Here is a 14,304-nt window from a genome sequence, read left to right as displayed (position 1 = left end):
TTGTTGACAAGGAATGCAAGAAATTCAGACGATTCCTATTCAAAGGTGAGAGTGGAAGGTCTCCCTAGCTCCGCCGGATGGGCACTATCGATCCTTGCCATCAATCGCCCCTCACGTTTGCAGAGATTCGTATCTCACCAACGGCGTGGGCGAGCAACATCCCAAAGGACCATGCGGCGAGCGTACAAGCCATATGGGCAGCACCTTCAGGCGTTCGTCACCGTTTTCCAGTGTTGAAATTCATGATTTGCTGCATCAAGGCGCGATGAAGAATTTGTGTTCTCGACTGCGGCCGACGGCGCTCGAAATCGTACCTTCGGGACCGATGCCGACACACGTCGATCATAATGACATGGCGCTCCGGAGGGCGGCAACGCCGCCACATTTCACAAGAAAGCTGCCATTCAAATCATTTTCGAGAGAGCTTGAATCGTACGTAGCGTCATATTGTACGCTTTCGATCGCGTAGAGTTGCGCTCCGCTTGCGCAATTATGACGACATTTGTCGCGGACGTGTCGACTACCGGACACTACCGCACTTGGCATGAGTGATGCTTTTTGGAACAAGCGAGACGTTAGACCAACCCATCGATGCATGTCCACACGGCAACTGCCCTATACTGCAGGACTGGGCGCGCTAGGGGGAAGAGCCGTGGCGCTCTCTTCATCTGTCACAGCCGCGCTTACGAGCGTGCCGTGTCGCGCTGATTGACGATTCGAGAATGATGCAACAGCGGACCGGCATGAGGAATGCAGATCGACGGTCCCCCTCAAGAGCTCTTTCTTCCAAACGCGGAGCGCGGAAGTGGATAATATACAATCAATGACTCTACAGGAGCTGCGCTCTACCATCGGCGGCAGGATCCTGGAGGTAACTACGACAACGGGCTGTGTCGTCGGATGTTCTTATTGCCAGCAGGACAAGTTTGCCGAACGGCAAAGAACGATATCCGACGTGAAGCATCTTTCTCTCCAAGATTTCAAGCGATGCCTGGCGCGCGTGCCAGCTGCTATCGACATCAGCTTTTCCGGGTATTCGGAGCCTTGGCTCAATCCGGCTTGCACCGAAATGGTTGAGCATGCCTACGCGTGTGGCCATGGAGTCCGGATTTTCACAAGCCTCGTAGGAATGAACGGGCGGGATCTAAGACGCTTGCGTGCGCTGCAGTTCCGCGTTTTCCTGGTGCACGTTTTTGATGACGGCACGCACATGGACAGTGGTCTTGTCACGAGTAACTATGTCGATTTGATGCGCCAACTTGTCGATGCCGACATTTCATCATTGCTCTTCATAGTCATGGGGGAGGTGCATCCCGCACTTGTCGACATAATTCCTGACGAAGCGCTGCTTCGCTCGCGACCGCCGCGCAGCAGGGCTGGCAGCGGCGAGCTTAAGATGGTTGAAGCACGACAGCAATTCCTTGGAGCACTGACATGTCCTGACGAACGGCAATATCGTAATGTTCTTCTCCCAAACGGCGATGTTACTTTCTGTTGCATGGATTTTGAGCGACGACACGTTTTGGGCAACCTCCTCCGCGACAGGTACAAGGATCTCTTCGAAGGGGCGACTTTCTGCAACATTGCCGATCGCATGAACGGAGCAGAGGGTTTTCTGCTTTGTCGATCGTGTGAATTCGCCGAACCATTAACGTCCGAACGCTGATCTTTGAGAGAAGTTGCCTCCCTGCCTGATCGAAGCGAATTGCGAGCTCTGGCGAGAGCGGCCTTACAGCTCATCATCATATCAGCCGCGGGGACGACCCTGCCACGAACGGAGGATCGCCATGTCCTGGAGCATTTTGTTGGTCGCCGGCCTGCTGGAGGTCGCCTGGGCAATCGGCCTCAAATACACCGAGGGCTTTACCAAGCTCGTTCCGTCGGTGCTCACGCTCGCGGCCATGGCCGGTAGCGTGATCCTGCTCGGCCTCGCTCTGAAGACGCTGCCCATTGGAACTGCCTATGCGGTCTGGACCGGCATTGGTGCGGTCGGCACCGCAGCGCTCGGCATCATCCTGTTCGGGGAGCCGGCCGCCGCGTTTCGCCTTGCCAGCATCGGACTGATCGTCGCCGGCATTGTTGGGCTGAAGCTCGTGTCCTGACAAAATACATCGATAGCATTGACCCCCACCAGGTCAGCGCCGCAACGATGGCCGAGGCCGGCACCGTGATTGTCCAGGCATGGACAATTGGGCTGGCCGCGTTCCAGCGCACCGCCGTGGGGCGCGGCTTGGAGTGGCCGAGGAAACTAGCCATGAACCAGATGCCGATGCAGGCCCTCTGGGCCGAGACCTGCTGGCCGCGACTCTCAGTTGTCGCAATGCGAAAGCCCATGGTGCGGACGATACGGCAGCCGCCCATCAGCGTCCCCACCGCCATTGCGTTTGGCACGATAGCACCGGCCAGAATGGCACGAACAATTCGCTGCCGAGCTCACATGCGAATAGAACAGCAACGGATCCCCAGCTATCCGGCTGATCTACGGGCGGCGGCCAAAAAAGGTCGCATGCCGGAGTCAGGCAATCCTTGGTCTGCGGAGCAGCAGGGGTGAAGATGCATCACAGAGCGATGTGATCGGCAGATCGTGTTCGTTTGCTCCGCACTGCTTGCGACCATCCCGCGCCGGCACGATCACGGACTGCCGACCAGTTCAACTCTTACATCGGATCAGTCAGGTGAGCTTGCGACAGCTCCGAGCCTCGAACCGGGTACGGCTTCATTGTTTCGGTTGTAAAGAAGCTGGAGCACCTAATCTCTTTCGCAGGAGCGTTCACAAAAATCATCGACCTGAGGCGCCGGCGCGCGACATGCGATTGGTGTTCGACCTCAGACCGGCGGCTTGTTTGCACAATGACCGCTCTTGTCGCGTAGACGACATCGCGATTGAAAATGCCGGAAGCTTGCATCGCATCCCTCGACACAGTGTCTGCACACCACGAGGGCGTCGGAGCGACGCGGCGACCTCAGGGGCTCAAGCTTCATTGAAGGCACGGACGACCTGCTCGGGAGATGATATGCGATCGGATGTTCTTGTTCGGGCCGCCGCTGTAGTTGCGCTCGCCACATGCGATGTTGCTCATTCGGCGGATATCGAGCCAGTGGTGAGCGGGCCACGCTGTTTTCTAGCCATATGAACAGATGTATTGCCTTCTCTGGCATTGTTGTGATCGGCGCCTCCAACGCAGGTTCACACGTCTTTGTCACCGAAACGGCACGTGTTGTGTTACGCCTGTTGCCCGCACGGTCAAACGCTGGACTACGTCGCAGCAGCCGTGGCTTGGAAAGGCAATCCCGGCTGATATCGCCAACAGCAGCGAAAGTTTCCGAGAAGGGACCTATCTGGCTTCCCGCGGCAAACGCCGCAATTCGACTACCATCGTTTCGATGGCCCCCTCGGAGCCGGTGTTGAGCAAGCGCTCACACCTGCTCGGTCCGTCAGATTTGAGTGCGCGTATAAAAGTTTGGGGGACAGCATCTGGCGGCCTCTGGGAATCAGCTCTGGGAATGTCAAAGCCTGAGAGTTAGAGTCGTGGAGTGGAGGTAGGCTGCATCCCAAGCCACATTGGTGTTGCCTACCTTGCCCAGTGGTGCCTTGAACCCCACTGGGCTTCTTTCTTTCCGCTCAACCTCTACCCGTCGGAATCTGATGTTGTTTCCGTGCCACGCCATTGTCTTGTTAGGCCGGAGAACTCCGTCTTCTTCCGAGGCGAATGCGTCTCTCTCTCGAACTCAAAAGGCGGCGCCCTGGCATGACCGGGAGTCCAAGGTTTGCAAGAACCACGGCCCAGATGGTGTCGTTTCCTGCGGAGCCGCGACCTCGTGACTGTCAACTCACGCGGAGCCGATTATCGCACATTCTAGTGTGGGGAATACCCGTTAAGGATGTGCATTCACGTCATCAGAACAGCGGGCTGGCCCACCCCCTAACCGAACGCACGCTCGATATAACCAAGGTACGGCAAAGCTGCCCGCCCATAAGCCCAGTCCGGCACTATCAGCCGCGCGTTGCGCAGCGTGGTATCGTCCCCCCGAATATCGCGTCCAATCGAGCACGAGACCGTTACGGACCAGCCATTCTCCGAGATCGGTGCCATGAGCTGAACAGGTCGCCGTCGTCCGTCCACACTCATCCTTCAGGACTGACAGGCAACTGACTTCGCGATCTTCAATGAAGCCTTCAAGATTGCTCGCGGTCCTGAGGCCACATTGATATAGATTGCCGTTGATATCTCGGCACATTTGAGTCTTGTCCGGCGCATCGATGCCCCAGAGCCGAACGCGTGTCCCGTGAATTTCAAGGGTGTCGGTGCTGATGACCTTTGCCGGCCCCGTCAACTCGCCGGCCAACACGATTGTGCACAGTGCGAGCATGGTCAACACCACGATCAATCCATGCATGGCGATCTTCTTTGTCGAACTGCGAACATTCCCGCCGAGTGCAGCAGAGCATTGGCAAGCGCCGAGAGGCGCTCCATCGCAGCAGTGCTTAGGAGGGTGCTAATGTTCCATAGGTAAGCTCGTTCGACGGATGAATCCTCTTTTATCAGCAGCGCAAGACGCCCCCGTCCAACCTCGCCCGCGATGCTCTGCGACCAGGCTGCTGCGCTGACCGCATCCGGCCTTTGCTCCACGTCGTTGCGGCAATCCGCCTCGGCCGCATCGCGCACCAGCAGGTCGAACTCCGTGGTTTGCGTCCGCTGATTAGCGAGCAAGCCGGCGCAGACGGCCGGCCGCAAGTCGGCGAGATATGATTTCCCGGTCGCCTTGTGCGGAATGAGCATAAGCTCGGCCGCATCGCTGTGACGGACAGCAGCGAGCGCGCGCCGCCAGGGACCGCTGCAGCCGGTCGCTATCAGGGAAAGCGTATGCATCGCTTGAGCAAAACGGGCGACCCGACGGCCATCGTTGTTATCAACGGCAACATGCCTTCTACAGGCGATGGGCGACAGATCCGCCCGCAATCGCGCCGCCCAATTTGCTTTGCGAGCGCCGGCACAGCCAGATCAGCGACCAGTTGGACCAAGGCCACAACTGCATAGGAAACCGCGAACCATGCGATATTATAGAGGTTGGCGGCGTCGAAGCCCGCGCCATAGAGGGCCCAAAACGCGACCCAGACAAATATGCCGGACTGATACGCGGTCGAGAGCGCAAGCGCCTTGCTGTACTGCAGATCGCGATAGGCGGTGTCGGATGGAATGAGCCGCTTGGCGAGCGCCTGGATCGCAAACAGCGGCAATAGAAGCGTCGTGACATTCATACCATATTGCGGCAGGTCGGTCGGAACAAAGAGGACGCCTTGCAGCAAGAGGCCGAGCGCAAGACCAAAGGCAGCCGGCGCCGCGCCGAACAACAGGAACAGCGTCGAGCCGAGGACGAAGTGCACCTCGGAGACCCCAACCGCAAAGTGCGGGAGAATCTCGAAGAACGTGAACACAAGCCCCGTCGCGGCCATGGCTTGCACAGCAAATGACAGGGCGCCCCGCTCGCGCATATTTTCGACCACAAGCTTGGCGGCGACGCCGCCCGTCGCAAGGCCTGTCGCGTAGCTCAAGCCGAGCTTGGCGCCTGTTCCTATTCCCGGTTCGATATGCATGGTCTCAAGTCCTGCCTGTCATTGTACTCGGGGTCTTAGCTCAAGAATTTGCCGGGCCGTCTTTTGGCTGACGGTTGGAAACGGCACTTCACCTTCCCCACCCTCGGTCAACCGGTCAACGTCCTGTCTCGCCAATCGAATTGGGGGTGCACTCAGCCTTCGCTCGGACTTCGACATGTCGATAGCAACAGCTATGCCAGCGCCGCCACCGCGGTTAAGGCTCTGATTTCGCTTTGAAAAGCTCCGCAGCGCGCGACATTCCACGTGTTCTGTAGCTGACATGCTCTGGGCGAAATTGAACACACATGGCGCCGCTGTCTTTGCTCAACCTGTGCCGTTTCGAACAAACATTCTCGCTCGCCCATTGAAGCGGAAATCCTCTGGCCGCTGGCGCGAAGGCACCGGTTCGGCATCAATCTTGCTCGACCTTGTTCAAGGACGGCGCCTCGAGCGCCGCCAAATGTTTGGCGGGCTCGTCGAATCGGAAAACCTCTCATTGCCTCCAAGGGCTTGCTGGGTCGTCCGATTGATCTTGCGGCCAAGCACGCACGAACATGGAAATAGCGACGATCCGTCCAAACTGTGGAGCCGGCATTTGCGGGATCGCAGCATCATCTCTCAGCGACGCGCCCGGCAAATTCCGCTGCACCATCTGCGACGAAGTTCTGGACGTGTTTGACCGTCCCGGGGGAACGCCTATCGCGTCGCAGTGGCGGCAAACCGGATGCTAAAGTGAACATGGATCAACTTACGCCCGGTAAGACTGCCGTCTCCGGACAGACGGCGGCCGCCTCAATGCTGCGCATTCGCGCTGCTGGGCGATCGTATCAACCCGTCGGCTCTCGAAATCGGAACGCTGGTGTCCTCGACGCCGGTCGCTTTCCGTACACATGCGGGCCTTGTCGTGATCTTCCGCTATGGTGTTGTGGTGCTCATCGGGTTGTCGCCCTCGGAGGAAACCGCTCTGATCGATACATTGAGGTCGCGCGTCATCGATGAACTCAGCTCCTATGAAGAGGAGAGCGCGCAGGTGCAGCTCTGCAACGACCAGGACGCGGAGGTCATCCTGCCGGGCGGTCGGATTTGTCTCAGCGAGTTTACCGACGACCGGCTGCTTCTGATCGCCGATACGCTGGCCAAGAGCACGGCGCTGGAGCGAGATGAGCGCCGTGTCGCCGCGGTGTTCGACGTGATCGAACCCTTTGCACGTGAACTAGCCGAGCGCGGCCGGACGCCGCGGGGCCGCAGGTCTCCAACTGATCGGCAATGCGCTCCTGGTCCAGCAGCGCGTCGCGGGCCGCGTCGCCATTGCCGAAAAGCCCGACGCACTCTGGGACAAGCCGGAGCTCGAGCGGTTCTATTCGCGTCTGAAAGACGAGTACGAACTGAAGGAGCGTCTTGAGATGCTCGAGCGCAAGCTGTCGGCCATCTCCGGAACAGCCAACGCACTGACGGACATCATCGACACACGGCGCTCGCTGCGTCTGGAGTGGGTTATAGTCGTGCTGATCGTGATGGAAGTTGCGATCGGATGCTTTCAGATTATTACAGTAGCTCACTGAAGTGCGGCTACCGCAGCACGCGAGGCGCCTTCGTGGGCTTTGAGCGGGCTGACTAACCGATCAGACCGGCATTGGCGGGAGACGCGCCGTTCGGCCGCACACTCAGCCGCGGATTTCGGCCATGTCTTCGCCGTGTTCGTGCACGCGAGGTAAATCCGGTGCGGCTCGCGAACCCAGCAAATAAACGAGGCGACTTCCGGCGCATTTCCCTGGGTATCGGGCAAGGATATGGGGTGATGGCGTACACGCGCGGAGCGTTTATCTCGACCAGGAAAGACGACTCTTTGCCCGCTATGCAGGGGACCGCCACTGAGCTTGTCTGCTATTCTCTATTGGATCGCAGAATACTTTGCCGGGCCTCTCCGGCCGTCCACCAGCGCGCACCCAGCGACTACCGGAACAAGGACAGCCGATTTCAACCAAAGCGCCTCGATGAGTTGAGCGACCGCCTTCGCCGCTCTGGGTGCATCGCCGCGGCTCGGTCGTCGACCTCTCCTGCCGTGATTTCCCTTGCTTGGGAATTAGTGAAGAGTTCCATGAACCGCACCATTTCCAGCGCAAGGAGCGTGCTGCAACTGAAGATGAACCTCAGAAGTACGGATCTCGTCCTCACCAACAGGGAAGTCGCCGAGCTTGACGGGGCCGGGGACTGCGACCGGGCTGCCTGCAATAGCGGCTCCGCGTCGACGATAAACGCTAAACGGATGAAAAGGACTGCGCAGCGAATTTCGACGCGGTTTTGACCTCGCAACCAAGCGCCTGATGTCCCCCGTTCCGATTGGACGTTCCATCTACAGGGACTTTCCCTTAAAGCGCTCTGGACACTCACGTGCCGCCGGCAGCTCCCCTCAAATCCGCTTCCGAACGGATCCCGGCATGGCGGTCCTTCGCTGGTTCGTTCAGCAGCCCGGCGAGCCGGAGGCCTTCAAGGACCCCTTCGAGCCGCTGTACGCGAACTATGGCGGCGAGCAGCGAAACGGCCTCCTCCCGATGGACGGCGAAACGAACGTCAGGCGCTCGCTGAACCAAGACGTCAAGCAAGGAAGGTCAGCAACGTGGTGGCGTAAGGTCGAGACCACATCACTCGCAAGATAGGTCGCCAAATCAGCTTTCGGCGGCGGATCAAAGTCCAACGCGACCTCGGCGCGCTTCTCGATCGCTTGTCGTTTCAACTCGCCCTGCCGTCTTGCATTGATCGAGAGCATGAACACCGCATCCGCGAGCTTCTCACGCGGCAAGCTTCTCAGTTCGGCTATGCGGGCCTGGATGTCGTCGACCGAACTCTCACGGCGCGCCTGTGCTCGCCGCGCGTTGGTGGCTGCTTTGCTCTTTTGTACTCGAACCATCGTCATGCTCTCCGCCCGACGATATATCCTGCCGATTCGGTCGAATGAAAGTGCAAAATTGTGTGCTGCATGCGGGCGGCCCGGCTGACGAACGCGGAACCGGCGGTCCCGAAGGAGTCAGATTGCGCTAATTTCGTGATCTGCTCGTGCTTGGCGGCTACTAGATCTTGGCCTGGTGCACTGGAAAGCGCCGCTTCAGGTCCGTGGCACCGCTTTCGGCACCATGTCTCGTCTCGAACTCAGTGTTCGCACAGCCACTTGGATCGCAGCCACTCGTCGGGAGACCTCGCGTTGCATTCCGCACGCTAAGGTCCATTTTCAAGAATTGGGTCCGGTATGGTTGCGGAGCCACTCGTCTTTGATGAGATCGGTCGACCGGGCCTCGAACTCATCATTCAACGCGAGCTGAGCAGTAGATTGCGAAGTGCGTTCGAATATAGACGGTTGGCATCAAGATTGCGCTTACCGGGCTCTGCCTAGTCGTCCGTGAAGAAGGCTGATTTCTGAGTTCGTCAGAAGGCCGAGGGAGAGTGCTGTCAGGAACAGACGCGCCAAGAGCCTGAGCAAGCGCATGAGGCGGCCAAGTTGTAGCCGGCGGCGGCGTTGACGGCGTCGCCGCGCTACGCCGCATCCTACCAAGGTCAGGCCCTCCCCTGAACTTTCAACCAAACTTGAATAGCACACCGTAACCGCCGCGCGGGTAGCTCCACTCGATATCACCACTTTCTTCGCAGATCACCCTGCAGGTGCCGCACTCGATACACCCGTCGACTGTAACTTCAACATGACCTTTATCGTTGAGCTCGTAGCACCGTGCCGGGCAAGCCTTCAGCATCGATAAGAGCCGCGACGATGGCGTGGTGTGCGGCCGCACCTTGATATGGGCGCGGCCGGAATCAACAAGATAACGGTTGTAGAATAGCTTGTCCTCGACACGTTGGGATGGCTCGCTCGGCATTGTTTCTGGCTCCGTCATTCGTCGTTGTCTGTGCTTCGCGATCAGCGCCAGGCCCGGGCAATGCGGAGGGCATCGCTGAACAGTCCACTCCACGACCGCGCCTTGATGAACGAGTTCAGCATCAGCTTCTCTTTCTCGAGCTTTGATGTGCCGTCGACGCGCACGTAATCCTGCATCGCCCTCGAGAAGAGCTGCGGATATGTGAGAAAGAAGTTCTGCGAGTGGGTATGCATCAGAGCCGGCATATCCTTGTACTTCTTCAGGTCCTTGATCACGAAGGAATCATTCAGCATTTTCTTGTAAAGTGAAAGGTTTTTGGCCGTCATCGGATCTTTTCGCGATTTGATGAGACAAATCGCTTCCGCCGCGATACGGCCCGATGTCATCGCCAGATTGGACCCCTCGCGATGGATGGCGTTGTTGAGCTGGGCGGCGTCTCCGACGACGACCCAGCCCTCACCACAAAGCTGCGGGATCGCCTTGTACCCACCTTCGGGGATCAAGTGCGCGGAGTATTCCTTTACTTCCGAACCCTCGATCAGCGGCGCGACGGAGGGGTGACGCTTGAAACCCTCGAGCAGGCCGTAAGGCGTCTCGCCGGTACGCTGGAAGTCGGCAACAAGACAGCCAATACCGAGGGAGATGCATTCCTTGTTGGAATAGATGAAGCCCATACCGGTCATGCCCCGGGAGATAGTTCCGGCGGCTTCGATGGCGAGCCCCTCGTCGCCTTTGAGATTGAAGCGAGCATCGATTGTCTCGCGCGACAGGAAATGCATCTCCTTGACCGCGAGCGCGACCTTATCCGGTTTCGGCCGCCCTCTTAGGCCCGCACGCGTGCCGAGCACTCCGTTCACCCCCTCGGCCAGCACGACGACATCTGCATGGATTTCACCCCCATCGCGGTCTGTGCGCACCCCGACGACCTTCCCATGGGAATCCTGGAGGAGATCGATCACCGTGGTCTCGCACAGCACCGTAGCGCCGGCCTCGCGGACCTTGTGCGAGAACCATTTATCGAATTGGGCGCGGATGATGGTGTAGCGGTTCGGCTTCTCCTCGTTGAAATCATCGGAGCGATAGTGAAGCCCCGTGTGCGAACGCTCGTCCATGATCCAGAAGCGTTGCTCGACCAGGTGCCGCTCAAGTGGTGCGTCTTCTCGGAAATCAGGGATCAGCTTCTCCAGCATATCGGCATAAAGGATGGCGCCTTGCACGTTCTTCGACCCCGAATACTCGCCGCGCTCCAGCTGCAGCACTTTCAGGCCACGCTCGGCCATGGTAAGCGCCGCCGCATTCCCGCCCATGCCAGCACCGACGACGATCGCGTCGAATCTTTCTTCGATCATAACAAGCTCCCTAGCCGGCGATGCGGTCGTGCGAGTGCGGCGACAGCTGCGCGCGGAATGCAGAGGTCAATGCCGGCAACAGTCGAATGGCGTCGGTGACGATACCAATATGGGCGAAGTCGAAGATCGGGGCGTTCTTGTCGGTGTTGATGGCAACGATGAGGTCGCCCCCCTCCACTCCGACGCGATGCTGGATCGCCCCGGAAATACCGGCCGCGATATAGAGCTTCGGCCGAATGGTTTTCCCGGTCTGGCCGATTTGTCGGTCCGAGGTGACCCAGCCCTTCTGGACCAGCGGCCGCGAGCAGCCATATTCGGCACCAAGCACGTCTGCGAGCTGCTGTACCAGTTGGAAGTTCTCAGGCGATCCCAGACCGAGCCCTCCAGCGACGACCACGTCGGCATAGGCAAGGTTCGACTTTGTAGAATCGCGGTCCGGCAGGAATGACAGGACCTTTGTGACGATATCTTCTTCTACAAGCCCGAGCGGATGCGAGATAACGCGCCAGACGGCGCCTGTCACGCGCTCGGGCATCGGCATCACGCGCGGGCGGACGGTTGCCATCTGTGGACGATAGTTGAGTGTGTAGATCGTGCACAACAGTGAGCCGCCAAACGTCGGCCGGGTCGCTGCAAGCGAGCCGTCGGCGTCCACATCGAGCTCGGTGCAGTCGGCAGTTAGGCCGGTGAGCAGGGTGGTGGCCACTGAGCCGGCGAGATCGCGGCCGAGTGTGGTCGCCCCTAGGAGTAGGATTTCCGGCTTGTAAGTGTTGACTAGCTCGGAGAGCGCCTTGGTATAGGACTCGTTGCGATAATCGGCCAAGAGATTGTCCGCGACGATATAGGCGAGGTCGGCGCCGTAGCAGAAGGATTCGGCGACCGCCTGCTGCGTTGTCTCCCCGACCGGGCCGATGACAACCGCGGCGAGGTCAACGTTGAGCTTGTCGGCGAGCCGGCGGCCGGCACCCATCAGCTCCCAGGAGACGGGGTGCACAACCCCGCGTTCCTGCTCGATGAAGACCCAGACGTGCCTATACGCCTTAAATCGTTCGGGCAGCTCCCTCTTGGTCGCCGCGCGACCACCACCCGCGGCCGGAGCTGCGCTTTTGGGTGCGGTGCTCATCATCTGTACTCCCATTCGTGTTCAGTAGCGGCTCGCCAGCGGAGCGTGCTCCGCCTCCAGCTTTGAATTCGCGCTTGAAGATAGCTTCAGTTAAAAGTTCGGCCGCGTGCCCGCCGCCATTCTGTCAGCACCGCTTGGCAGCAGCGCGGGGCCGAGACAGACATTGCTCAATGTGTCGACGAGCCCGAAAGCACGCGTTTCGGGTTCTTTCCGGGTTCGGCATTCTGGGGCCGCCATTTGGCAACGGGCACTGGTAAGGCACCCAACCACGCGGGTCACGCGAGCCGATCGATTGATCCCCCTCATCTTCGAGATGCAAGCGAGCCGGAACAGATCGAGGATCTGCCAGAGCCTCGGCTCGGCCGCGTGCCTGCCGGTGAAAACGCGCTCCCCCGCTCCGAATGCCCTCGAGATCTTGCCTATTGCAGCGACAAGCCCGCAACTCTTGGCGAAGGCACGAGCACCGGCGGTCAAGCCGCCCGTCAACGGCGCCGCATGGTCGGCGCTGGAGAGCAAGGCCTGCCCCGGCGAAACCTCGGCCATGGATCGACCAACGGCGGTGATTTCGTCGACGAACCTTTGGCGCGGATCAAGCGCAGCTTTCAGCTCAGCCAGGCCGAAATATGCGACCATCGTTTTGGCGTCGCCACGCATCATGGTGCCGACAGGCAGCGCGCGCGAAGCTGCGCGGCGTCACCAACGAAATCGATACGGACCAAGAGGTGCATGCGCTTCTCCAGACTAGCTGAGCATATGTCAGCAATTGTCGTACCAATTGCGCAGGTGATGAAAATTGACCGCCAATACAGACTCTTACTGAAGGAAATCGGATTGGCAGCCTCTCGCGAAGATCGGAACATTCGATAACCGTGCTGACCGATGTCCGGAATGCGACAGAAGACAGTCATCCGAATCATGATGCGCTTTCCTCGCCAAATGTGCGCTCTCCGCTGCCGAACCGTCGCAGGAGATAGATGCACCATGAGCACCAGCTAAGGATGGAAATACCAGGGCTGAGCCGTGATTGGCCCTTAACGAGCCGAGTGTTGAAGCTGCGGATCCGCGGGGCGGCAACTTCAACTTTCGCTTGAATTCGATACCTTCGGTGGCTGGCAGGTTCTCCGAACCTTCACGGTCCAGAGCACGAGATATAAACTCAATTCACTCCAAGGAACCGAGCTGGACCAATGCTGGATGCTTGTTCGGTTGTGGTGCGGCCGCATCCTTCAGGACCTTGAACACGCGCTGTTCGATTGGGGAGGACGTGACGAAGTCGGCATAGGCGCGCTCAAGCGTGGCCTTGCAACGCGAGGCGATGTCAGGATCGGATGCACCGGCAAGCTCCTCATCCGCGAGATATTGACCCATGCGACGCAGGATGTGAAGCCGCGCCACGTCGATGATTTTCGCATCGTACTCGACGCCGAGCAGTGCAAAAAACTCCTCTGCCGCCGACGCCTTGTTCAATTGCGCAAGGATCCCGTCCGTCGTCATTGTCAACCTCCATCTAGATCTGCGCCCGGAAACCATCCAGGCTCGAACGTTCCAACCCGATCACGCGACGCGCATGGCTGACCAACCGATCACCGGCCGTTGACCAGCGAGCTCTCGTGAATGTCGCGCCAGATCGCCACCACCGTTTCCTGGGCAACCGGGCCTTTTTGTTCGAACACGCGAGGAGTCTTCGCCACCCACCGCAACATCCAGTCGCTTGTCGCGAGCGTAGCTCACGACGCGCTTCACCCGCTCCAGCGCGGCTAAACGGCCGCCACCGAGTTTCGCCGCAATCTGCACGTCAGACGATGGAATCGATAGGTTGACCATCGAAACGCCGGCCTCGATCGCCGCATCGACGTCCGCGGGTTTCATCCGGCACCAGCCAATGGTCGTGGCCGCAAGGCCCGCTTCGGCGACCGCTGGGATCGCGGTTATCTCTTCGTGACCCATCGCCGGCGTGCCGGCCTCGATCTCCGTGACCCCGGCCGCCGCTAGAGCACGCGCGATCGATACCTTTTCCGTTGTCGTGAACGCCACGCCGGGCGCCTGTTCGCCGTCGCGCAACGTAGCGTCATTAAGGACTATGGACCTCGACCGATCTTTGTCGGGCCCGGTGATCGCGGCAGCGAACGCCATCAGCGGCTCCGTATGTTTATTCCGGAAACTCTTCAGCAACTGCCGTGCCAACCCGTTCGAATTCCCAAGAGCCTCTGACGGACGTCGAATTTTAGATGACTCGAGTGTGTCGCAATTCCGACAGGGTGGAAACGGCGGAGCGTGAGGTTCGGTGCGCTTGCGACTGAGTTGAAGGCAGGTGCCGAGCTTGGAAGCTTCCTAGCCGGGCAACGGTTCGGGTCTCACCTCAAGCTGCAG

14 protein-coding genes and 1 pseudogene are annotated in these 14,304 nt (G+C 59.3%); 5 read left to right on the top strand and 10 right to left on the bottom strand.

Going from position 1 to position 14,304, the window contains the following annotated elements; translation table 11 throughout:
• Positions 1-823 precede the first annotated feature (823 nt).
• Both AC0L3X_RS28580 and sugE read left to right on the top strand, forming a co-directional pair.
• Positions 824-1,666, top strand: a complete 843-nt coding sequence (locus AC0L3X_RS28580; protein ID WP_439033981.1) for a radical SAM/SPASM domain-containing protein — start codon at positions 824-826, stop codon at positions 1,664-1,666.
• Between the two features lie 121 nt (positions 1,667-1,787).
• The gene (gene sugE / locus AC0L3X_RS28575) at positions 1,788-2,102 is read left to right on the top strand and encodes a quaternary ammonium compound efflux SMR transporter SugE (RefSeq protein WP_439033980.1); all 315 of its coding nucleotides are present in this window, start codon (positions 1,788-1,790) and stop codon (positions 2,100-2,102) included.
• Positions 2,103-3,876: 1,774 nt separating this feature from the next.
• Here the strand turns inward: sugE and AC0L3X_RS28570 are convergent.
• The 3 genes from AC0L3X_RS28570 to AC0L3X_RS28560 all read right to left on the bottom strand — a co-directional run bounded on the left by AC0L3X_RS28570 (position 3,877) and on the right by AC0L3X_RS28560 (position 5,596).
• Positions 3,877-4,398, bottom strand: a complete 522-nt coding sequence (locus AC0L3X_RS28570) for a thermonuclease family protein (protein ID WP_439033979.1) — start codon at positions 4,396-4,398, stop codon at positions 3,877-3,879.
• The gene (locus tag AC0L3X_RS28565) at positions 4,386-4,781 is read right to left on the bottom strand and encodes an SAM-dependent methyltransferase (RefSeq protein WP_439033978.1); all 396 of its coding nucleotides are present in this window, start codon (positions 4,779-4,781) and stop codon (positions 4,386-4,388) included. Before AC0L3X_RS28565 ends, AC0L3X_RS28570 begins: the two co-directional genes overlap by 13 nt.
• Before the next feature lie 71 nt (positions 4,782-4,852).
• Entirely contained in the window at positions 4,853-5,596 is a 744-nt protein-coding gene (locus tag AC0L3X_RS28560) for an energy-coupling factor ABC transporter permease (protein WP_439033977.1), read from the bottom strand.
• A gap of 859 nt (positions 5,597-6,455) precedes the next feature.
• On the opposite strand from AC0L3X_RS28560, the gene AC0L3X_RS28555 reads away from it, so the two are divergent.
• From AC0L3X_RS28555 to AC0L3X_RS28545, 3 genes are all read left to right on the top strand, one after another.
• Complete coding sequence (locus AC0L3X_RS28555) at positions 6,456-6,998, top strand: RMD1 family protein (RefSeq protein WP_439033976.1); 543 nt, start codon at positions 6,456-6,458, stop codon at positions 6,996-6,998.
• The gene (locus AC0L3X_RS28550) at positions 6,904-7,158 is read left to right on the top strand and encodes an RMD1 family protein (RefSeq protein WP_439035704.1); all 255 of its coding nucleotides are present in this window, start codon (positions 6,904-6,906) and stop codon (positions 7,156-7,158) included. Before AC0L3X_RS28555 ends, AC0L3X_RS28550 begins: the two co-directional genes overlap by 95 nt.
• Positions 7,159-7,694: 536 nt before the next feature.
• Positions 7,695-7,901, top strand: coding sequence for a hypothetical protein (locus tag AC0L3X_RS28545; RefSeq protein WP_444593166.1), 207 nt, complete (start codon positions 7,695-7,697; stop codon positions 7,899-7,901).
• 213 nt (positions 7,902-8,114) lie between these two features.
• Here AC0L3X_RS28545 and AC0L3X_RS28540 read toward each other — a convergent pair whose 3' ends face one another.
• The 7 genes and pseudogenes from AC0L3X_RS28540 to AC0L3X_RS28510 form a co-directional block, all read right to left on the bottom strand.
• The gene (locus tag AC0L3X_RS28540; protein ID WP_439033974.1) at positions 8,115-8,510 is read right to left on the bottom strand and encodes a hypothetical protein; all 396 of its coding nucleotides are present in this window, start codon (positions 8,508-8,510) and stop codon (positions 8,115-8,117) included.
• Between the two features lie 655 nt (positions 8,511-9,165).
• On the bottom strand, positions 9,166-9,462 hold the full coding sequence (locus AC0L3X_RS28535) for a ferredoxin family protein (RefSeq protein WP_085383486.1): 297 nt from the start codon (positions 9,460-9,462) through the stop codon (positions 9,166-9,168).
• 41 nt (positions 9,463-9,503) lie between these two features.
• Complete coding sequence (locus AC0L3X_RS28530) at positions 9,504-10,811, bottom strand: FAD-binding protein (protein ID WP_439033973.1); 1,308 nt, start codon at positions 10,809-10,811, stop codon at positions 9,504-9,506.
• A 10-nt stretch (positions 10,812-10,821) separates the two neighbouring features.
• The gene (locus AC0L3X_RS28525; protein WP_425364267.1) at positions 10,822-11,937 is read right to left on the bottom strand and encodes an electron transfer flavoprotein subunit alpha/FixB family protein; all 1,116 of its coding nucleotides are present in this window, start codon (positions 11,935-11,937) and stop codon (positions 10,822-10,824) included.
• Positions 11,938-12,024: 87 nt separating this feature from the next.
• Positions 12,025-12,591: a hypothetical protein gene (locus AC0L3X_RS28520; RefSeq protein ID WP_439033972.1), complete on the bottom strand. Its 567-nt coding sequence runs from the start codon at positions 12,589-12,591 to the stop codon at positions 12,025-12,027.
• Positions 12,592-13,095: 504 nt separating this feature from the next.
• Positions 13,096-13,428, bottom strand: a complete 333-nt coding sequence (gene nifW, locus AC0L3X_RS28515; protein ID WP_439033971.1) for a nitrogenase stabilizing/protective protein NifW — start codon at positions 13,426-13,428, stop codon at positions 13,096-13,098.
• 177 nt (positions 13,429-13,605) lie between these two features.
• Positions 13,606-14,067: pseudogene (locus tag AC0L3X_RS28510) on the bottom strand (beta/alpha barrel domain-containing protein); the annotation flags it as partial.
• Between the last annotated feature and the right edge of the window lie 237 nt (positions 14,068-14,304).

The sequence above is a fragment of the Bradyrhizobium sp. MI1.7 genome (assembly GCF_055811795.1).
The sequence above is the reverse complement of the archived record's forward strand: the minus strand, read 5'-3'. Positions and strand labels throughout refer to the sequence as shown.